The sequence below is a fragment of the Labrys sedimenti genome (assembly GCF_034424805.1).
Lineage (GTDB): Bacteria > Pseudomonadota > Alphaproteobacteria > Rhizobiales > Labraceae > Labrys > Labrys sedimenti.
On sequence record NZ_JAXOUF010000017.1, the window covers coordinates 18,404 to 38,405 of the forward strand.

The following is a 20,002-nucleotide window of genomic DNA, read 5'->3' on the forward strand; positions in this document are numbered from 1 at the left end:
CGGTCCATCGGACGTCTTTTGTGGCCGTCGTCAGTAGGCGATGGCAGGAACGGCCATTTGGCTGTCTTCGCAATCGGGCCCGATCATCATGGTGGTGCCGGGCGCGCGCATCTGGCTGCCGCACATCAGGGCGACTTCGGTCCGGTTGCGTAGATGGAATTTGCGCATGATGTTGCGGATATGGACCTTCGCGGTGCTCTCGGAAATATTGAGGGCATGCGCAATGATCTTGTTCTGCTTGCCCTTCTGGAGCAGACTCAAGACATCCATCTCGCGGTCGGTCAGGCTGAGATGGATGTCGGAACGCAAGTGACGTTCGGGCGGCGGTTTGGGCGCGCTCGACGGTGGTTCCTTAAACAGGGGAGGTGCGCTCGCATAGGAGATGGGCTGAGCAGCCGTTTCCTCACGCGCTGGCAGCGACAGGCCCTGCCGGATCGCACTCACCATGGCATTGAAGCCCATCGAGGCTGTGATCCAGCTATGAACGCCGGCCTCATCCATCAGTCGTCCGATCGCAGGATCGCTGTTGTCGGTAACCACCAGCAGGGGCAGCTTGCCGATACGGGTTTGCAATTGCTGAATGACGAAGGCGATGAAGAGCGGATCCGTGCTGCGCTGTACCAGGCTCAGTATGGCGAGCGAGGCCTGTGTGCCGCCTTCTCCGGGAGCGCCCATGATGCGGACATCGATATCGTCCGCGGCCTCCTTGAGCGCATGGGAAAAGATCTCGCCCAGCAGGGGACGGCTCTCGATCAGCAAGACGACTTTGCGGTCCACAACAGGCAACGTGCCTGGCTCGGCTTGTCTATGATCATGGCAATCCAGCATGTCATTGCAGGTGACGTGATGACTCATGATTTGGCCTCTTGAAAGTTCTGGCGTTACTTCCTCTACAAGTCTTCTTGTGGGTTGGGCTTTCACCCTAATATGTCGTTAGGGTGTGAGCCATTACACTTGTGCGGCTATTCTGCGTTGCCGACCTGAACGGCCGGTTGTCGCGCGCAGCCACCTTCATCGGCCACCACGAAATTCTTTGTCGCGGGGCTCGAAAAGTAAAACGATTCACGAATAATAGGATGCCAGAATATTGATTATCGCGATGTGTCATTTATCTCACAGAAACGACTATTCGCGAAAGTCTTTTGGGATTAATCCGAAAGGAGCCTTCCCTATCGTCAACACCAAAAGGTATCATATTGAGGCAAAAGGCGATTTTCAGCCTTCCCGGTTCGTGTATGTAGGTTATATTGAGGGCGGCGTGAATTCGCCGTGATTTGAGTGAAGTTTCCGAATACGATTAAAAAACTTTAATCATCAAAAATATCCAGATGGTCGCCTGCGTATAGGCAGCAATCTTTTCTTTCTATACGCGGCAGTCTGTGGTGCTCTTCAATATGTTACGGGGGCGTTTTGCTGGTGGTTGACTGCCGCCATTACCCCTTTCGGGGGTTGTTGACGAAAAATAGGTATGGAGTTCCATCTGTTCCATTCTCGCAACAAGCAAGATGAAATCTATTGTTTCGTACGGTGTGGCGCGCTCGACGGTTGCCTTCGCGGCGATTTGCCCCCATCTAACCGCGGACGAAGCTTTCCAAGCGGGTAGGAATGATGAGCAACGATGCTGCCGGAACCAACGGTCTGATCAAGGATACCACCACCCAGACCTTCATGGCCGACGTGATCCAGGAGTCGATGAAGCAGCCGGTGCTGGTCGATTTCTGGGCCGAATGGTGTGGCCCTTGCAAGCAATTGGGGCCGATCCTGGAGAAGGCCGTGCTTGCAGCCAAGGGCAAGGTCAAGCTGGTGAAGATGGATATCGACAAACATCCGCAGATCGCCGGGCAATTGGGGGTTCAATCGATTCCGGCCGTCTTCGCCTTCTCCAAGGGGCAGCCTGTCGACGGCTTCATGGGGGCCATTCCTGAAAGCCAGATCAAGGAGTTCATCACCAGGATCGCCGGTCCCGGTGGCGATCCGGACACGGAGGCCTTGCTGGCCGAGGCCGAAGCCTTGCTCAACGAAGGCGATGGAGTGGCGGCAGCTCAGCTCTTTGCACAGATCTTCGAGCAGGACGCCGAGAACCTGAAGGCGATCGCCGGCCTGGCGCGCTGTGCGCTTGCCGCAGGAGAGCTCGATCAGGCCAAGGCCACGCTTTCGCTTACGCCCAAGGGCAAGGAGAACGATCCCCTCATCGCCAGCGCCCGGGCCGCACTGGAACTGGCCGAACAAGCCAGCGATGTCGGCGACCTCCAGGGGTTGGCACGCCAGGTCGAGGCTGATCCGAAGAACTTTCAGGCCAAGTTCGACTACGCCCTGGCCCTCGCCGCTGCCAATAAGCGCGAGGAGGCGGTCGACCAACTGCTCGACATCGCCCGGCACGACCGCAAATGGGACGATGATGGCGCGCGCAAGCAGCTCGTGCAGTTCTTCGAGGCCTGGGGCCCGATGGATGAGAACACCATCTATGGTCGCCGCCGACTGTCGTCGATCCTGTTTTCATAAATAGTGACGCGGCCCGCCAGCTGGCCGTAAGATAACGCCTGGAGGTCGCGGCCGCGACCTCGAGAAACTGTCATGTCCCATGCTTGGGCCATGACGGCCTCCAGGCCCGTTTGAGGAATGGCAGCCGATGCATCCCTTGTTCAAGACGGAGGCCGATCTGCCTCCTGTCGTTCCGGTCTTCCCCCTGGCCGGCGCCCTGCTGCTGCCGCGTGGCCAGCTGCCGTTGAACATCTTCGAGCCGCGTTACCTGGCCATGATCGACGACGTGTTGAAGGGACCGCGTCTGATCGGTATGATTCAGCCCGAGGACGAGGAAAACGAGACGGTGCCGCGCCTGTTCCAGGTCGGCTGCGTCGGGCGTCTCACCCAATTCGCCGAGACGGGCGATGGGCGCTACCTCATCCAGCTCACCGGAATTTCGCGCTTCAAGGTCTTGTCGGAAGAAACCGTCTCTACGGCCTACCGCCAATGCCGTATCACGGCCGAGCCCTTCGCCATCGATTTCACCCCGCGTGCGGGTGAGGAGGAGGTCGACCGCAAGAGCCTGATCGATACGCTACGGGCCTATCTTGCCGTCAATCGCTTCCAGGTCGACTGGAACGACATCCACGAAGCCTCCAACGAGGCGCTGGTCAATGCGCTGTCGATGATGAGCCCGTTCGGGCGTCGCGAGAAACAGGCGTTGCTCGAAGCTTCGTGCCTGCGCGAGCGTGCCGAGATCCTGGTCGCTATCACGCAGATCGAATTGGCCAAGAGCGGCGACGGCTCCGATACGCCGCTGCAGTGAGGATGAGTGCCGATGCCCACGCCGCCGCCGCATCGCCCACCGCCGCTGACCGATCCCAAGCTCCTGGAATTGCTGGTGTGCCCTCTCACCAAGACGACGCTGGAATATGATGCGGAAAAGCAGGAGCTGATCTCGCGCGCCGCCAAGCTGGCCTATCCCATCCGGGATGGTTTCCCTATCATGTTGCCCGAGGAGGCAAGGATCATCGAATAGGACGGGCGATCGAACAGATCGGATCGTTCCGTTCATTTGCCCCGAAGTCGAAAGGAAGACGCAAAGAATGTATGACAGCCCGCCGGAGCTCCAAGGATCGACACAGGAACCGACCGTTCTCGGCGCCGCTTCCATCCCGCGCGAGGACTGGGACCGGGCACCATGGAACCGCTGGTCGTTCCAGCATGTGCGGGAACTGGTGCCGACGGCGCAGGTCTGGCGTGGACCGGGGCCAGCCACGGCGTTACCGGTCGCGCTGCAGGACATAGACGGGGTTGCCTTCGAAAGCGACGGTCAGCCGGCAACGGTCGGTAGCTTCTTCGAGGCGAACTACGCCGACGGCTTTCTGGTGCTACACCGCGGCAAGGTGGTGGCCGAGCGCTATTTCAACGGCATGACGAGCCACAGCCAGCATCTGTCGCAGTCAGTCGCCAAATCTGTGGTGGGCACGGTTGCCGGCATCCTGATCGGGCGCGGCGTGCTCGATCCGGCCGCGCCGGTTACCTTCTATCTGCCGGAACTGGAGGCCACCGCCTATCGTGGCGCCACCGTGCAGCAGGTGCTCGACATGACGACCGGCGTGGTGTTCGACGAAACCTACACCGCGCTCGATTCGCACATCGCCAAGATGGACGTGGCCAGCGGCTGGAAGGCCCGCAAGGACCCCAGCTGGCCGACCCATGTCTTCGAGCTGATCCTGCAGCTCCAGGCCAGCCAAAGTGTCCATGGCGCCATCTTCAACTACCGTTCCGTCGAGACCGACGTGCTGGCCTTCGTGCTGCAGAGCGCCACGGGCCTGCTGCTCCCCGAATTGGTGAGCCGAGAGCTGTGGGCACCGATGGGTGCCGAGGAAGATGCCTATTTCACCGTCGATCCCGCCGGCTATGGCCTGGCCGACGGCGGTTTCAATGCCACGCTGCGGGACTATGCCCGCTTCGCCCTACTGCATCTCGGCGGCGGGGAGATCGGGGGCCGGCGGCTCCTTCCGTCCTCCTGGCTGGAAGACACGCGTTTTGCCGCTCGGCCAGATCTCTTCCAGGGCGTCTATCGCGACATTCTCCCTCGGGGCGCCTATCGCAACCAGTTCTGGATCGAGGATGTCGAGCGCGGGGCCTATATGGCGCGCGGCGTGTTCGGGCAGCTCATTTATATCGATCCCGTCGGCGAGTTTGCCGCCGTGGTGTTGTCGAGCTGGCCGGAATTCCTGCACGCACCGCGGACGCGCGCCAGCCTGGCGGCGGTCCGGGCGATCCGCGACGCCTTGGCGTAACGGGGGGGGGGGCAGCGCCGGCGGCGCTTCGATGTCACGCCGGCAATGCTGTCTCCGTCTGGCAGCCTGCCAGGAGCCAGGCTCGGAACGCCAGCATGGCGGGCGAAGGCTGGCGCGATTTGAGTTGAGTCAGCCAGTATGAACCGGCGTGCACCTCGGTCTCGAAGGGACGCACCAGCCGGCCGCTGGCCAGGGGACTCGAGAACATCGCCGCCGGCAACAGGCCGACGCCGATGCCCTGGGCGATCGCCTCGGCCATGGTGACCGAGGAATCGAAGACGACGGCATGGGTTGCGGGACCGGTTGCCCCCGCTGCGGCAAACCACAATTGCCATTCGTCCTCGCGATAGGACCGCAACAGCAATTCACCGGCGAGGTCCGCCGGCCGACGCAGCCGTTCGGCCGTAGCCGGCGCGCAGATGGGCGAGAGCGGGGCAGGCGTCAGCAGCGTCGCCTCGGTGCCATGCCACAAACCGTCGCCGAAGCGGATGGCATAGTCGAGGCCGTCGCCTGCCAGATTGATGCGGTTGTTGTTGGTGAGGATGCGCAGGTCGATGAAAGGGTGCGTCTCGCCAAAGGACCGCAGGCGCGGCAGCAGCCAGCCGGCGGCGAAGGTCCCGACCACGCCGACTGTCACCACGTCGCGGAAATGGCCCTTTTCGAAGCGGTCGAGCGTGGCACCGATGCGCCCGAAAGCTTCGTTGAGGACTGGGACGAGCGCCTGGCCTTCCTCGGTGAGGGCGAGGCCGCGCGGCAGGCGGCGGAACAGGTGCACGCCCAAGATCTCTTCCAGATTTTTCACCTGGTGGCTCACAGCGGTCTGGGTCACCCGTAATTCCAGCCCGGCGCCCGTAAAGCTGAGATGACGCGCCGCCGCCTCGAAGGCGCGCAAGGCATTGAGAGGCAGATGCGAACGGATCATGGACCCCCAAATTTTTCTCAGGTCTGAGGCGATTTATCATCGTTTGTCCCCTGCTCAAACTGCGGCCATCCTGACATCGAACGATGTAAGGAGTTGGCATGACCAGACGTAATTTCATGGTTGGAGCGGGTGCAGCCCTGTTACTGATGCCTTTCGGCGTCGCGTTTCCTGCGGCCGAATCGCGTGCTTCGACGGATTTCGCAGGGGCAATCAGGCGGATCGAAGGCGAGGTGGGCGGACGCTTGGGCGTTGCCTCTCTCGATCTCAAATCGAGGATGCGGCTGGTTTATCGACCGGACGAGCTCTTCCCGCTCTGCAGCACCTTCAAGCTGCTGGTTGCCGCCGCGGTGCTTGCCCGGGTCGACCAGCGGCAAGAACGACTGTCCCGCCAGGTCCCGATCGAGGCTGCCAGGCTGCTGCCCAATTCGCCGATAACGGCCAGGCATGCCGGCGGGCATCTGACCTTGGCGGAGCTTTGTGAGGCGGCGATCACCGTGAGCGACAATCTGGCCGGCAATCTCCTGCTGGAAGCCGTGGACGGGCCGGCCGGATTGACCCGTTATCTGCGTTCGATCGGCGATTCGGTCAGCCGTCTCGACCGTTGGGAAGTGGAGCTCAACGAATCGCTGCCGGGCGATCCGCGCGATACCACCTGCCCCGCCGCGATGCTGGCGGACCTCCAGCGCCTGCTGGTCGGAGAGGCGCTGTCGCCATACTCGCGCAGCCAGCTTACGGCCTGGCTGAAGGCCAGCAGAACCGGCGATACCCGCCTGCGCGCCGGACTGCCCGCGGAATGGGCCTTCGGCGACAAGACGGGAACCGGCGAGCGCGGTTCGACCAATGATGTCGCCATCGCCTGGCCGCCTGGCAGTCCGCCCCTTCTCATCGCCGCCTATCTGACCGGTACGACCGCGGCGGCCGACCGCCGCAATGCCGCCCTTGCCGCCGTGGCCAAGGCCGTGGTGGAGCATTTGCCGGCGTGAGTGCAGGAAGGGCGCCGTGGGTCCTTGCACGATTTCTGCACGCGGTACGCATCACGCCGCCACGAGTGCTGTATCGCGGCTGAACATCGGCGCGGCAGGATGGCGGCCATGGAGGAACCCATGCCGATCGCATCCGCTTCGCCGGACCAGACCCTGCCGGCCCGCAACCACTCGCCGCTTCGACTGAGCTTCGTTTTCAAGGTGCTGGCCATCATCGTGCTGGCCATCCTCGCCGATTTCGTGCTGTCGGCGGGGCAGGCCCTGCCTCAGGTAGGCAGCATCATCGGCTTTCTGGCTTTTGCCTGGCTCGGCGCGCTGCTGGCCTGCGATAGCCTGATGCGCCGCAACCGGGCCAGCCGCTTCGCGGTGATCGGCGCCAGCCTTGCGGGCTTCGCCCTGATCGTCGAGCCGAGCCTGCTTGCCGGCCTGCTTTTCCTGACAGGCTTGGCGCTGGCGCTGCTGCTGCCGCGCCATGGCGAATTCGGCAATGCGCTGGCCTGGGCCGTGCGCCTGCCCCTCTACGGTGCTCTCAGTCCGATGGCGGCCCTGCTCGATGCAGGTCGCTTCGCTCGGATCATGCGGCGACGAGGAGGCCTCGCTCTCGGTGGGATCGCCGGGGGATTGCTCGTGGCCGGTCTCGGCTCGGTTCTTTTCCTGCTCTTGTTCTCCGACGCCAATCCCCTGATCGGCCTTGGATTCGCCGCCTTATGGGATGCGCTCGCCCTGCGGAGCGGAAGCACAGGCCTGTTCTGGCATGGTCTATTCGTCCTGGCGAGCGTGGTCGCGCTATGGGCGAGCTTCAGGCCGCTGCGCCTGCCCCCCTTTGCCGGTGTCTCCACGCGTGCATCGCTGCCGATCCTGCCTTCCTGGCCCGGAATGGCGCCAGTGGCGATCGCGCTTGCTGCCTTCAACCTGGTGTTCGCTCTCCAGAATGCCTCGGACATCGCGTTTCTGTGGAGTGGCGCCAAGCTTCCCGAAGGCGTGACCTTTTCCCAATATGCCCATCGCGGCACGCAGGCCCTGGTTCTTGCGGCGCTGCTGGCGGCGGGCTTCGTGCTGGTCTGCCTGCGGACCGGCTCGCCTTTGGCGGGCAAGGCGAGCGTTCGCCTGCTGGTCTATCTGTGGATCGGCCAGACCATGCTACTGGTGGCCTCCACCATGCTGCGCGTCGTCGCCTATATCGAGGCCTATTCGCTGACCTATCTGCGCATCACGGCCTTGATCTTCCTCTTCCTGGTGATGACGGGATTGGCGCTGATTTCATGGCGTATCGCCCGTCGGCGCGATGGCGTGTGGCTGATCAATGCCAACGCCCTGTGCCTGGCCATCGTGCTCGGGGTCTGCTGTTTCATCAACTTCGAGGGGGTGATTGCGCGCTGGAACCTCGAACGACAGGGATCGCCGCAAACCTTGGAGGGGCGGCGAGACATGTCCTATGTGGGAAGCCTCGGCGGCACCGGCGCCCTGCTGCCTCTCAAGGACGCCGGCGCTGCGGCCGACGCGGCGCAGAGCCGCGATCTTGCCGAACTGCGCGAGCTGAGGCGGGCAGTGCAGGCCAGGCTGGAGGCGCAGCAGGTCGATTGGCGTCAATGGACGCTGGCTGGCGCCTGGCGGCTGCAGCAGGCGGGGCCGCTGTCCGATCCGGCGCTGCCGAACCCCGCTTTGACACCTTCCCCCTGAAATGACATTCATCGCTCATGTCCCGCACTATTCTCATCGTCGATGACGATCCGCATATCCGCGAATTGCTGGCCTTCGCCCTTGCCAAGGCCGGCATGACCACGCACCAGGCCGGTGATGGCGAGGAGGGGCTGGCGAAAGCCCTGTCTCTCAAGCCGGATCTTGCCATTCTCGACATCAACATGCCGCGCATGGATGGCCTCGAAGTCTGCCGCAGGCTCCGGGCGCAGAGCGAACTGCCGGTGCTGTTCCTGTCCTCCCGCGATGACGAGATCGACCGGGTGCTCGGCTTGGAAATGGGTGCCGACGACTATGTGGTGAAACCCTTCTCGCCGCGCGAGGTGGTGGCGCGGGTCGGTGCCATCCTCAAGCGGACGGCTGCCAGGCCGGCCCAGGCAGCGCCGGCATCGGTGCTGGCGCGGGGCCTGCTCCACCTCGATCCCGAAGGCTGGCAGACCCAATGGGCCGGGGAATCGGTGGGGCTCACCGCCAAGGAGTTCCAACTCCTGCAGATCCTGGCAGCGACGCCGTCCAAGGTCTTTTCCCGCGACGAGATCATCGATCGCCTGCACGGGCCCGGCTTTGCGATCACCGACCGCACCATCGACAGCCATATCCGCCATATCCGCCAGAAGTTCTCGGTCGTGGGGGCCGAGGACGTGATCGAGACCCGGGCGGGCATCGGCTATCGCATCGGCGCCTGTGCGGGCAAGGCGGCGTGACCCTGTTCAGCCGGCTGAAGGATGCCGTCAAGGCGCGCTGGCCGGCGCTACGCCTGCGTTCGATCCTGATCGGGGTGCTGTTGTTCACCGCCCTGATGCCGGGCATCGGCGCCATCTTCCTCAGGGTCTATGAAAATGTCCTGGTGCGCCAGACCGAGGCGGAACTGATCGCCCAGTCCGCCGTCTACGACTCGGCCTTCGATCTCGCCTGGCCCGGCCCGAAGCCGCCGCCGGTGCTGCCCCCGACGGAGAACGATCCGAACGAATCCTACCGGCGGGACGATTCGGCGACCGAGCCCTATTTCACGCCTGAGGCCCTGACGATCGACCTCAACACGATGCCGATCCTGTCCCAGCGCCCGCTGCCCGTCGCCTCGTCGCAGGCGCCGGATGCCGAGGCGCTGGCAGCGGCTCGGGCGATCGCGCCGCTGGTCGAGCAGAGCCGGCGCACCACGCTGGCGAGCGCGTTGATCCTCGATGCCAGGGGCACGATACTCTCGGACGGGCCGCTCCAGGGCCAGAGCTATGCCTTCCTGCCGGAGGTCCAGTCGGCCATCGGCGGGCATTCGCAATCGGTCCTGCGGCGGCGCGGAGATTACGTGCCGCGCTATGCCTTCGAAGTCTTCAGCCGCGCATCCGCCATCCGCGTGCACTATGCCCGGCCGATCAGGCTGGGTGATCGCACCGTCGGTGTCCTCCTGCTGTCGCGCTCGCCCCGCGCCCTGTTCCGAGGCATCTATGACGATCTCGGCAAGATCGCGCTCGGTTTCGGCATCATCCTCGCCGTGATCATCGGTCTCGCCGGCCTGCTGTCGCGGGCCATCGCCAAGCCGATCGAGCAGCTGACCGAAGCCAGCGCCCGGGTCGGCCGGCATCTCGGCCGCGGCGGCAGCGAGGTGCCGCCGACCCCGGCCACCGCCACCATCGAGATCCGGGCCCTGTTCGACAATTTCCGGCGCATGGCTGATGCCATCGACCTGCGCTCGCGCTATCTGCGCGATTTCGCCGCCGCGATGAGCCATGAGTTCAAGACGCCGCTCACCGGCATACGCGGTGTGCTCGAACTGCTCGACGAACATGGCGACACCATGAGCGCCGGGGAGCGCCGGCGCTTCATCGCCAATGCGGAGGGCGATGCCGAGCGCTTGTCGCGCCTGGTGGCCCGCCTGCTCGAACTCGCCCGCGCCGACATGGCGGATGAGAACGAGGGTGTGTCGACAGCGCTGGTGGATCCCGTGCGGCGCATCGCCGATGCCGGTTCCGACGACCACTTCAAGGTCGAGGTCGATCTCGATGCCGGCCTGCCTACCGTGCGCATTCCGGCGGACGTCCTGGAGACGGTCTTGACGACCCTGGTGGAAAACAGCCGCCAGGCCGGAGCATCCAGGGTGACGATTTCGGCAGCGGTCGGCGACGACCATCTCGACCTTCGGGTGGCTGATGATGGGCCGGGCATTCCGCCTCACGACCGAAGCCGCCTGTTCGAGCCCTTCTTCACCACCAAGCGCGCCAACGGCGGCACCGGCCTCGGCCTGCCGATCGCCCGCTCCCTGCTCGCCAACAGCGGCGCCAGTATCGACTATGTCGATGACGGGCCTGGTGCCCGCTTCCAGTTGCGGCTGAAGCGGAATGGGGTCGGGTGATCCAGGTGGAATTTATCTACAGCTGCCGGCCGATATCCATGCGCTGATGCAATATGCGGATAATGTCGATGGTTTGCCCCGCTTGGCGATAGAATACGATATGCGAGCCGATATTGTATTTTAGATAACCTTCTCAGATCTCAACGAGGCGGCCGGTTTTTGTGCCGGCGGCCAGCCCCTCGAAGGCTGCCACAAGTGTGTGAAAATAGCTGTCGGCCTGCTCGCGAGACCACGTTCGGAGCGTATAAAGCCAGATTTCCTCGAGATCGCTTTCGGCCAGAGGCGTGAGGCGATAGCGGCTGACTCTATCCGGCATGCTTGTCATGCAACCGTTTGAGGAAGGCCTCACCGTCGAATGGTTTGGGAGGTCCGGACTCCTCGCCGGCGATCAGAGCGTCGCGCAGGGCTTGAAGTCGCATTTCCTGCTCTTCGAGCAGACGCAGCCCGGCACGTACGACATCACTCGCAGACCCGTAACGGCCCGAGCCGACCTGTTTGTCTATGAAGGTCACGAAGTGATCTCCCAAGGAGACCGAGGTGTTGCGCTGCATGTTCGTTCCTCAAGTTAGTACCAATATATACCATTTATTGGTACTATGCCACGTCAATCACAGTTCCCTGGCTGACACCGAGGCGCAAGACCGAGCCAGCGGCAGGGTAAGGTTTATTCGGCACGGGACTGTGCAAGAGGTTTTGCTCCTCTATGTCCTGACCGTACCTGCCACGGCTGGAACGCCATGACCCTCGAACAAGCGTTTCTCGGCGGCCAGGCCATTGCCGACGAGATCGAAGAAGGCACGGATGCGGGCCGTGTTCTTGAGGTCGCCATGGGTGACGATCCACAATTCGCCCGTCAGTTCAGGCATCGGTTCGGCGAGGGCTCGGATGAGGCCCGGATCGCTGTCGCCGAGATAGCAGGGTAGCAGGGCAAGGCCGAGGCCGGCCTTGGCGGCGACTGCCTGGTTGACCAGGCTGTTCGAACGATAGGCGACGGCGTCAGCCGGCAGGTGTCGCGCCAGCCAATCGGCGGCCCGGATGCCAGCCGTGGCCTCCTGCCAGCCGACGAAGGTCTGGCCGTCGAGGTCCGCGACGGCGGACGCCGGCCCACCATTGGCTGCCACGAGCGCCGGGACGCCATAGAAGGTCCAGGCCATGCCGGCGAGCTTCCTGCCCCATAGATCGCCTTCCCTCGGCCGCACCGGCCGGAAGGCGATGTCGGCCTCGCGGCGCGACAGGCTGAGCACGCGGTTGTCGATGGCCAGCTCGACGACGATGCCCGGATGGGCCTGGCGGAAGCCGGCGAGGTGTTGGGTCAGCCGGCTATAGGCGAGGGTTTCCGAGGAGGTGACGCGCAGCCGGCCGGAAAGGCGGTGGTCACGGCCGGTGATGTCGCGGTCGAGGGCCAGCGCCTCGTCCTCCATGCGCTCGGCGGCAACGGCCATGCGCTCGCCTGCGGCCGTCGCCTGGTAGAGGCCTCCGGGCAGCCGCTCGAACAGGCGCAGATCCAGGCGCGCTTCCAGGGCGTTGAGGCGTCTGAAGGCCGTCGAGTGATCGATCGTCAGGGCCTTCGCCGCTGCCGTGAGGCTGCCGGCGCGCTGGATCGCCAGCACCAGGCGCAATTCGTTCCAGTCGTCCATGCCGCCTGCATAGCATCTCAGGTGCTTGCAGTCACGCAAGTGCGACTGGTGAAAAGCCAATTAGTCATGCGCCGTTGCATTGTCCTAACCTTCCAGTCGATCCGCCGTTCGGCTCAGCCGATGGACGATTGCTTCGACTGAAAGGAAATGGAACATGAAACTCTATTATGCCACCGGTACCTGCTCGCTCGCCCCTCATATTGTGGCGAAGGAGGCCGGGATTGCGCTCGAGCTCGAACGCGTCGACCTGCGCAAGACGCCGCATGTGACCGAGCAGGGCGTGGACTATACCAGCGTCAATCCCAACCATTACGTGCCGGCGTTGCGGCTCGACGACGGATCGGTGCTGACCGAGGGCGCGGCGATCAGCCAATATCTCGCCGATCTCGAGCCTCAGAGCGGCCTCGCCCCGGCCGCAGGCACGGTCGAACGTGCCCGCTTGCAGTCCTGGCTCAACTTCATCGCCTCGGAACTGCACAAGATGTACAGCCCGTGGCTGTTCCATCCCGAATATGGCACGCAGGCCCAGGACGTCGCCCGCATCAAGATCGCCGAGCGCCTCGCGACCGTCGAGCATCATCTGGGCGAAGGTGGTCCTTTCCTGCTGGGCGGGACCTTCACCGCCGCCGATGCCTATCTCTTCACCATCGTCGGCTGGTCGCCCTACACCAAGGTGGACCTCGCACCGTTCCCGGCGATCCGTGCCTTCATGGCTCGCGTCGGGGCTCGTCCCGCCGTGCAGGCCGCCATGCAGGCGGAAGGCATGAAGGTGGCGGCATGAGCACCCAGTCCCACCCCGCCGGGCTGACGCTCGTCAGCCACCACCTCTGCCCCTATGTGCAGCGCGCGGCGATCGCGCTGATGGAGAAGGGAGCGCCGTTCGAACGGCGCTTCATCGATCTTGTGGCCAAGCCCGACTGGTTCACGGCTCTATCCCCGCTCGGCAAGGTGCCTTTGCTGCTGGTGGAGCGGATGGAGCAGCCACAGGCCGTGCTGTTCGAGAGCAACGTCATCTGCGAATTCGTCGAGGAAACCGTGGAAGGCCCCAAGCTGCATCCCGCCGATCCGCTGGAGCGAGCCCGGCATCGGGGATGGATGGAGTTCGGGTCTGCCATCCTCGCCGATCTCTGGGGCCTGGAGACGGCCACCGATGCGACGGGTTACGAGCGTGCACGTGCCAGGATTGCAGACAAGTTTGCCCGGGTGGAGGAGGTGCTGGGCAACGGTCCTTATTTCGCCGGCGAAGCCTTCGGCCTGGTCGACGCCGTCCATGCGCCGATCTTCCGCTATTTCGACCTGTTCGATACCCTCGCCGATATCGCTGTTTTCGCAGGGTTGCCGCGTGTGCGAGCCTGGCGACAGGCCCTGTCGGTCCGCCCCAGCGTGCGCGCGGCTGTTACGCCCGACTATCCCGATCGCCTGCGCGCCTTCCTCGTCCGCCACGATGCCTTCCTGCTGAAACTGGCGGCGTGAAGCGAGCGATGGGAGGTGAGTCTGTCATCTCCGGCGAGGCCGAAGGCCGAGGGAAGGGGATCCAGGGGCTCTGAACGCGATCTACGGCCCCTGGAGCCCCTTCCCCTCGCCATGCTCGGCCGGGGATGACAGAGCCATCAGCATGGCGAAATTGGAAAACACCGCTGCGCCCCGCTTGCTCACACCAGCCGGCGCGGGATCACCTCGTGGAAGCTGCGATCGGCGATTTCGACCCAGTCCTGCAGGGCGCGGACCCGGGCGCTGATCTCGAAATTCTCGTCATCGGCGATCATGCGGGCCTCGGCCTCGATGCGGAACTCGATGCCGTCGCAGGTGAGCGTGCAATGATGCGTCACCGTCTGGCAGGCGCTATGCGGTTCGCCGTCACGGATCGAGAATTCCCGGCGCAGTCTATGGGCGAAATCGGTGGCGATTTCCTCAAAACGCATCGGCGCGGAGCCGAAGGCGTCGCCGTCGACCACGAGACGGGCCGTGCCTTCGATGAGATCGAGGCTGAAACTGCGCTCGGCCTGGGCCGGGCGGCTCGAACGGACCGGGCCGGTTTCGGCCATGCTGACGGGCGGGAAGGCGAGGGCGGCATCCTCGCGCCGCGGCCGGCGCACCGGCAGGATCAGGGCGGCCTCGCCGGTACGGACCGTCAGGGCCGCCTGGTTGCGCGCGGGCCAGGCCATGGGCCAGGCCGAGGTTGCAATCGACAGGCGAATGCGGTTGCCGGCGACGAAGGCATGGGCGCAGTCGTTGAGCCTGATCCGGACCGTCTCGAACTCGCCGGGCGTCAGGGGCCTGGGTTCGGCGTGGCCATCCCGATGGGTGAGGTTGAGGATGGCGTAGGAGACGCGCTCCGAGGAGCCGTCCGGCGCGACGTCGCACAGCCGCGCATGGATCTGCGCCGTGGGCTGGTCCGAAGCGATTTCCAGCACCAGCTCTGGCGCGCCGAGGATTTCGGTACGGTCGGCGAGCTCCTTGGAATCGAAGACGAGGGACAGGCCGTCATCGAGGCGCTGATCGGCGGGCGCTTCGCCCGGCAGGCCGGAACTCATCCATTCGCCGCCGCCGGCGCCGCACCACAGCGGCGAGCGGATGGCAAGCTCCGCGGCGGGTGCCGGCCGCCACCAGAGCTGGCCGGGCGAGAGGAACATCGGCCGCCGGGTGATCAGGCGCGAGGGCCAGGATGCCTCGCCGATCCAGCGGCCGTTGCGGCCCTCGTCCGAGGTGCCGCGTTCCTGCATATAGGCCCGCAGCATCGGTTCGTTCATGATGCCGTTGTCCTGCCCCTTGAGCCAGTGATCCCACCAGCGCAGTGCCTCCTCCAGGAAGCCGATTGCGGGGCCAGGCAGGCCCTGATGCGGGTAATGATGGGCCCAGGGCCCAATCAGGCCGAGCCGCGGGCCCGGCAAATGCTCGAGCAGGCGCGGGATCGCATTGGAATAGGCATCCGCCCAGCCGCCGACAGCGAAGACCGGTACCGCGATGGCGGACCAGTCCTCGCAGACCGAGCCCTGGCGCCAATATGCGTTGCGATGCTGTTCGCTGGCCCAGATCGCCGGAAAGAAAGGCAGGTGGTCGAGGCGCTGCTCCCACGCTTCGCGCCAGCCCTCGCCATGGAGCGAGGGCGTCGGCGGCAAGGCCTGCCAGGCCATCATCGCCGAGCCCCACCACAGATTGTCCGCCAGCAGGGCGCCGCCCATGAAATGCACGTCGTCGGCATAGCGGTCGTCGGTGGAGCACACGCTGATCACCGCCTTCAGGGCCGGCGGCCGGCGCGCGGCGACCTGCAGGGCGTTGAAGCCGCCCCAGCTCTTGCCGATCATGCCGACCTTGCCGTCGCACCAGGATTGCTGCGCGATCCAGGCGATCACGGCGCAGGCATCCTCCTGTTCCAGGGGCAGGTATTCGTCGTCGAGCAGGCCTTCGCTGTCGCCCGACCCGCGCATGTCGACGCGGATGGCGGCGTAGCCATGCGCCGCGAACCAGCCATGCATGGCTTCGTCGCGCGAACGCGTGCCGTCCCGCTTGCGGTAGGGGATATATTCCAGGATGGCGGGAACGGGATTCGTCTCCGCTCCTTCCGGCAGCCACAGGCGAACCGCCAGCCTGACGCCGTCGGGCATCGCGATCGTCAGATGTTCGATGGTGCGGACGGGATTGGGCATGGTTCACTCTGAATTGGCTGGACCGTTTCTCATAGCACGGTCGGGGAATGCAGGGCGATCAGGGGTATTTTGTGTCTTTCGTGATTACTAAAGCCATAATGCTCCCGAGATGTTTCTATACCAGACTTGCATTCTGGAGATGGCGGCGCATCAGTGCGGCGGCGACCTCGAAATCGCCTGCCACCAGCCTCTCCAGGATCTCCATATGCTCGCGGCAGGAGATTTCGACGCGGTCCCTGCCATAGGTCCAGTCATAGTTCGACAGGCGTCGCAGCCGTGACTGGCGCCGAACCGCATGAGCGAGATAGCGGTTGCCGGATGCGGCGCCGATGCCTTCGTGGAAGGCGGCGTTGGTTTCGAAAAAGGCGATGCTGGCCGAGGCGCTCCACTGGCCTGCCCGGGCGGTGGCCAGGGCCGTGGCATGGCGTTCGCGCATGTCTCCAGCCCATCCCGGCCTCAGCTTGAAGCCGGGCTCGAGAATGGCGGCCGGCTCCACCAGCATGCGGAAACGATAGCTTTCCTGATTGGCGCCGTCGTCCTGTAGAAGATCGGCGAAATGCCAGCCATAGCCGGCCTTGCGCTCGACGATGTCGAGCTCTTCGAGCCGGGCGAGGGCGTCCCGCACGCGCTGGCGGCTGACGCCGTAGCGCTTCATCAGCTCGGCTTCCGAAATGTCGAGAGGCAGGCTCTGACGCTCATGGTCGTGGGCGATGCGCACCAGCAATTCGTCGTCGAGGTCGGTGCTGCGCGAGGGGGGCGGCGCGGGCGGTGGCGGCAGGGCGATGAGCTCGACGCCCCGGTTGGGCCGGCGCCCGACGAAGCCTCCCGCCGCGAGCTGGTCGAGGGCGGCCCGGATCGGTGTGCGGGAGACACCGAGCTCCTGGGCGAGGCGATTCTCGTTCAGCCGCGCGCCCGGCTGCATCGCCTCGTCGTGGATCAGGCGGACGATGCGGTCGAGCAGATCCTGCCGCAAGCGGGTCGACGGCTCCTTGACATCCAGCTCAGATTGTTTCATGTAATCACAAAATACAATTCATAGTGCGTGAACCTGTTCAATTCTGATGTATCAGGTCCCGCGTCGACAATGAAGGCTCGGCCTTCATCGCACAGACATACAAAGTGGGAGATGGTGGAAATGAGTTCGCGAAACGGTGATGGCCCGGTCTCCTATCAGCCGCGAGTCCTGCCGCTTCCCCTGATCGAGGTTGCCGGTACTCCGCGGGAAAGGGGCCGGCAATATGGCGAGCAGGCTGCCGCGCGCATCCGGCACGGCATCGAGCATTACTCGGCGCAGCTGGAGGCGGCCAAACTGCCCTGGAACGAGGTGGAGGGGCTGGTCTCGCGCTTCGAGCCGACCATCCGCGAATTCGCCCCGGCCTATATCGATGAAATGCACGGCATCGCCGAAGGCGCGGAGCTGCCCTATGCGGCCATCGTGCTGCTGAATGCCCGCACCGAAATTCTCAAGCTCGCCGAAATGCGGGAGAACGGCATCGTCGCGCCGCTCGAAGCCGATGGCTGCACCGGCGCCGTCGTGCTGCCGCAGGCGACCGCCTCGGGCCGCCTTCTCCACGCCCAGAACTGGGACTGGAAGGCCGAATGCGCCGAAACCGCCATCGTCCTGAAGATCCGCAGCGAGGACGGCCCGGACATCCTTACCTTCACCGAGGCAGGTGGGCTTGCGCGCAGCGGCTTCAATTCGGCCGGCATCTCCATCACCGCCAATTATCTGGAAACGGATCGCGATTATCGCCGGCTCGGCGTGCCGCTGGCCCTGATCCGGCGCAAGGTCCTGGAGCAGAAGCGCCTGGCCCTGGCCATGCACGCCGTCTACGCCACGCCGAAATCGGCTGCCAACAACATGATCGTGGCCCAGGCCAACGGCATTGCCATCGACTTCGAATGCGCCCCCGACGAGACCTTCCAGGTGCTGCCGCAAGCCGGGTTGATCGTGCATGCCAACCATTTCCAGAGCCCGGTCGCCTTGTCCAAACTGGTCGATCGTGGCATTGCCGATACGCCGGACTCGCTCTATCGGGACCTGCGGGTGCGGGCGCTGATCGAGCCCCATCTCGGCGCCGTCACCATGGATCATGTCAAGGCGGCCCTGTTCGACGATTTTGAAACGCCTTGGGCCGTCTGCCGCCCGCCGCACCGGGAGGGCTCCACCAATCTTTCGGCGACCGTCGCCATGATCGCCATGGAGCCTGCTCTCGGCGTGATGGAAGTGGCGATGCTGCCGGCGCTCAACCGCAGTTTCGAAACCTATCGCCTCGACATGAACATCCACGTGCCGGGCAGCGGCGTCCTGCCCCGGCATGCCGCCTGATACGCCGAGGCGGCGCAGACCGTCCGGTTCATCCCACCATCCCGACGACAAATCGCATAGGGAACTGACATGACGAACTTTTGGACCCTCGCCTGCGGCGCGGCTGCTTTCGGGCTGCTGGCCGTAGCGCCGGCTGTGGCCCAGCCGCGGGATGTGCTGCGCATCCAGCTCAATGCCGATATCCGTTCGACCGATCCCGGCATCAATCGCGACGCCAATTCCGACGCGGTGGTGATGAATGTGCTGGAGGGCCTGGTCGCCTTCCGCGAGGATGCCACGGTGGGGCCGATGCTGGCGGAGAGCGTGGAGACGTCGGCGGATGGGCGCAGTTACACCTTCAAGCTGCGCAAGGGCATCACCTTTCATGACGGTACGCCGCTGACCGCGGCGGATGTGGTGTTCGACTGGCAGCGCTACATGGCGCCGCAGAACAATTGGCGCTGCCTGCCGGAATTCGACGGCAGCGGGCGCATGAAGGTCACCGGCGTCGAAGCGCCCGATCCGCTCACCGTGCGCTTCACTTTGGCCGAACCCTCGGCCCTGTTCCTGACCACGCTGGCGCGGGTCGATTGCGGCGGCACCGGCATCTATGCGCGTAGCTCCGTCGGTGCGGACGGCAAATGGATCAAGCCTGTCGGCACCGGCCCGTTCAAGTTCGGGGCCTGGGTGCCCGGCCAATATATCGACCTTTCCCGCAACGATGCCTATGCACCCTTGCCCGGCAAACCCGACGGCTATGCCGGCAACAAGACGCCCAAGGTCGCCGGCGTGCGCTTCATGATCATTCCCGATCCCTCCGCGGCCAAGGCGGCCCTGCTCTCGGGCGGCATCGACGTCATTCCCGACATCGCCGTCTCCGACATGGCCGAGCTGCGCGCGAACGCGGATGTGAAGGTGCAAAGCAAGCCCACCATGGAGCTCAACGCCATCCTGTTCCAGACCAAGGACCCGCTGCTGTCGGATCCGCGCATCCGGCAGGCGCTCGCTTTGTCGCTCGACGTGCCGCAGCTCGTCCAGGCGGTCACCGAAGGCGAGGGCAAGCCGAACCGGTCGCTAATCCCGGTCAGCTCGGCCTATTACGGCGAGCCCGAGGCGAAGATGCCGGAGCGCGACCTCGCCGCCGCCCGGAAATTGCTGGCCGAGGCAGGCTACAAGGGCCAGCCGATCCGGATGCTGACCTCCAAGCACTATCAATATCTCTATGACATGGCCGTGCTGGTGCAGGCGATGGCCGAGGAAGCCGACATCAAGATCGAGCTCGAAGTGCTCGATTGGGCCACCCTCCTCGACCACTACACCAAGGGGGACTACCAGGCCGCGGCCTTCTCCTATTCGGCCCGGCTCGATCCGTCCCTGTCCTTCGATATGGTCAGCGGCGACAAGGCCAAGGCGCCGCGCAAGGTCTGGGACAATCCTGCCGCGCTCGCTTTGCTCAAGCAGAGCACGCAGATCGCCGACAAGGCCCCGAGGCAGGCGCTGATCGACCAGATGGAGAACATGTTCCGCACCGACGTGCCGATGATCGCGGTCTACAACCCCGCGGCCAAGGGCGCGACACGCGCCAATGTCGAGGGCTTCGAGGTCTGGTCTCTCAGCCAGCCCAGGGGATGGGGCGTGACGCTGAAATAGCATCTGCTCCGACACCCCCGCCTGGCGAGGTAGCTCAG

General features: G+C 64.5%; 18 protein-coding genes and 1 pseudogene. 12 read left to right on the forward strand and 7 right to left on the reverse strand.

Translation table 11 applies throughout. From position 1 onward, the window contains the following. Positions 1-30: 30 nt before the first annotated feature. Positions 31-921: a LuxR C-terminal-related transcriptional regulator gene (locus U1R88_RS28390; protein WP_322434285.1), complete on the reverse strand. Its 891-nt coding sequence runs from the start codon at positions 919-921 to the stop codon at positions 31-33. 684 nt (positions 922-1,605) lie between these two features. On the opposite strand from U1R88_RS28390, the gene trxA reads away from it, so the two are divergent. From trxA to U1R88_RS28410, 4 genes are all read left to right on the forward strand, one after another. Next, positions 1,606-2,502: a thioredoxin gene (trxA, locus tag U1R88_RS28395; RefSeq protein WP_322434286.1), complete on the forward strand. Its 897-nt coding sequence runs from the start codon at positions 1,606-1,608 to the stop codon at positions 2,500-2,502. 127 nt (positions 2,503-2,629) lie between these two features. Continuing rightward, positions 2,630-3,289 (forward strand): LON peptidase substrate-binding domain-containing protein, encoded by a 660-nt coding sequence (locus tag U1R88_RS28400; RefSeq protein ID WP_322434287.1) that lies wholly within the window; start codon positions 2,630-2,632, stop codon positions 3,287-3,289. Positions 3,290-3,301: 12 nt separating this feature from the next. Beyond that, entirely contained in the window at positions 3,302-3,502 is a 201-nt protein-coding gene (locus U1R88_RS28405) for a Trm112 family protein (protein WP_068297823.1), read from the forward strand. A gap of 67 nt (positions 3,503-3,569) precedes the next feature. Further along, a complete protein-coding gene (locus U1R88_RS28410) occupies positions 3,570-4,772 on the forward strand; it encodes a serine hydrolase domain-containing protein (RefSeq protein WP_068297825.1) in 1,203 nt (400 codons plus the stop codon). Positions 4,773-4,806: 34 nt separating this feature from the next. On the opposite strand, the gene U1R88_RS28415 is transcribed toward U1R88_RS28410, so the two are convergent. After that, entirely contained in the window at positions 4,807-5,694 is an 888-nt protein-coding gene (locus tag U1R88_RS28415; protein ID WP_322434288.1) for a LysR family transcriptional regulator, read from the reverse strand. 98 nt (positions 5,695-5,792) lie between these two features. On the opposite strand from U1R88_RS28415, the gene bla reads away from it, so the two are divergent. The 4 genes from bla to U1R88_RS28435 all read left to right on the forward strand — a co-directional run bounded on the left by bla (position 5,793) and on the right by U1R88_RS28435 (position 10,722). Beyond that, positions 5,793-6,677 (forward strand): class A beta-lactamase, encoded by an 885-nt coding sequence (gene bla / locus U1R88_RS28420; RefSeq protein WP_322434289.1) that lies wholly within the window; start codon positions 5,793-5,795, stop codon positions 6,675-6,677. A gap of 120 nt (positions 6,678-6,797) precedes the next feature. After that, positions 6,798-8,357, forward strand: a complete 1,560-nt coding sequence (locus U1R88_RS28425) for a DUF4153 domain-containing protein (protein ID WP_322434290.1) — start codon at positions 6,798-6,800, stop codon at positions 8,355-8,357. 17 nt (positions 8,358-8,374) lie between these two features. Then, positions 8,375-9,079 (forward strand): response regulator transcription factor, encoded by a 705-nt coding sequence (locus U1R88_RS28430; protein WP_322434291.1) that lies wholly within the window; start codon positions 8,375-8,377, stop codon positions 9,077-9,079. Then, the gene (locus U1R88_RS28435) at positions 9,076-10,722 is read left to right on the forward strand and encodes a sensor histidine kinase (protein WP_322434292.1); all 1,647 of its coding nucleotides are present in this window, start codon (positions 9,076-9,078) and stop codon (positions 10,720-10,722) included. The genes U1R88_RS28430 and U1R88_RS28435 overlap by 4 nt, the downstream gene beginning before the upstream one ends. 16 nt (positions 10,723-10,738) lie before the next feature. Here the strand turns inward: U1R88_RS28435 and U1R88_RS28440 are convergent. The 3 genes and pseudogenes from U1R88_RS28440 to U1R88_RS28450 form a co-directional block, all read right to left on the reverse strand. Next, positions 10,739-11,047, reverse strand: a pseudogene (locus U1R88_RS28440) (type II toxin-antitoxin system RelE/ParE family toxin). Beyond that, entirely contained in the window at positions 11,028-11,273 is a 246-nt protein-coding gene (locus U1R88_RS28445) for a type II toxin-antitoxin system ParD family antitoxin (protein WP_322434293.1), read from the reverse strand. Before U1R88_RS28445 ends, U1R88_RS28440 begins: the two are co-directional and overlap by 20 nt. Positions 11,274-11,423: 150 nt before the next feature. Next, the gene (locus U1R88_RS28450; protein WP_322434294.1) at positions 11,424-12,359 is read right to left on the reverse strand and encodes a LysR family transcriptional regulator; all 936 of its coding nucleotides are present in this window, start codon (positions 12,357-12,359) and stop codon (positions 11,424-11,426) included. Positions 12,360-12,513: 154 nt separating this feature from the next. On the opposite strand from U1R88_RS28450, the gene gstA reads away from it, so the two are divergent. After that, on the forward strand, positions 12,514-13,140 hold the full coding sequence (gene gstA, locus U1R88_RS28455; RefSeq protein ID WP_068297850.1) for a glutathione transferase GstA: 627 nt from the start codon (positions 12,514-12,516) through the stop codon (positions 13,138-13,140). Next, entirely contained in the window at positions 13,137-13,832 is a 696-nt protein-coding gene (locus U1R88_RS28460; RefSeq protein ID WP_322434295.1) for a glutathione S-transferase family protein, read from the forward strand. The genes gstA and U1R88_RS28460 overlap by 4 nt, the downstream gene beginning before the upstream one ends. Before the next feature lie 179 nt (positions 13,833-14,011). Here U1R88_RS28460 and U1R88_RS28465 read toward each other — a convergent pair whose 3' ends face one another. Beyond that, complete coding sequence (locus U1R88_RS28465; RefSeq protein ID WP_322434296.1) at positions 14,012-16,006, reverse strand: CocE/NonD family hydrolase; 1,995 nt, start codon at positions 16,004-16,006, stop codon at positions 14,012-14,014. 115 nt (positions 16,007-16,121) lie between these two features. Then, entirely contained in the window at positions 16,122-17,021 is a 900-nt protein-coding gene (locus U1R88_RS28470; RefSeq protein WP_322434297.1) for a GntR family transcriptional regulator, read from the reverse strand. 120 nt (positions 17,022-17,141) lie between these two features. Between U1R88_RS28470 and U1R88_RS28475 the strand changes: the two genes are divergently transcribed. Both U1R88_RS28475 and U1R88_RS28480 read left to right on the forward strand, forming a co-directional pair. Then, the gene (locus tag U1R88_RS28475) at positions 17,142-18,335 is read left to right on the forward strand and encodes a C45 family peptidase (RefSeq protein ID WP_322434298.1); all 1,194 of its coding nucleotides are present in this window, start codon (positions 17,142-17,144) and stop codon (positions 18,333-18,335) included. 69 nt (positions 18,336-18,404) lie between these two features. Next, entirely contained in the window at positions 18,405-19,964 is a 1,560-nt protein-coding gene (locus U1R88_RS28480; RefSeq protein ID WP_322434299.1) for an ABC transporter substrate-binding protein, read from the forward strand. The last annotated feature ends 38 nt before the right edge of the window (positions 19,965-20,002 follow it).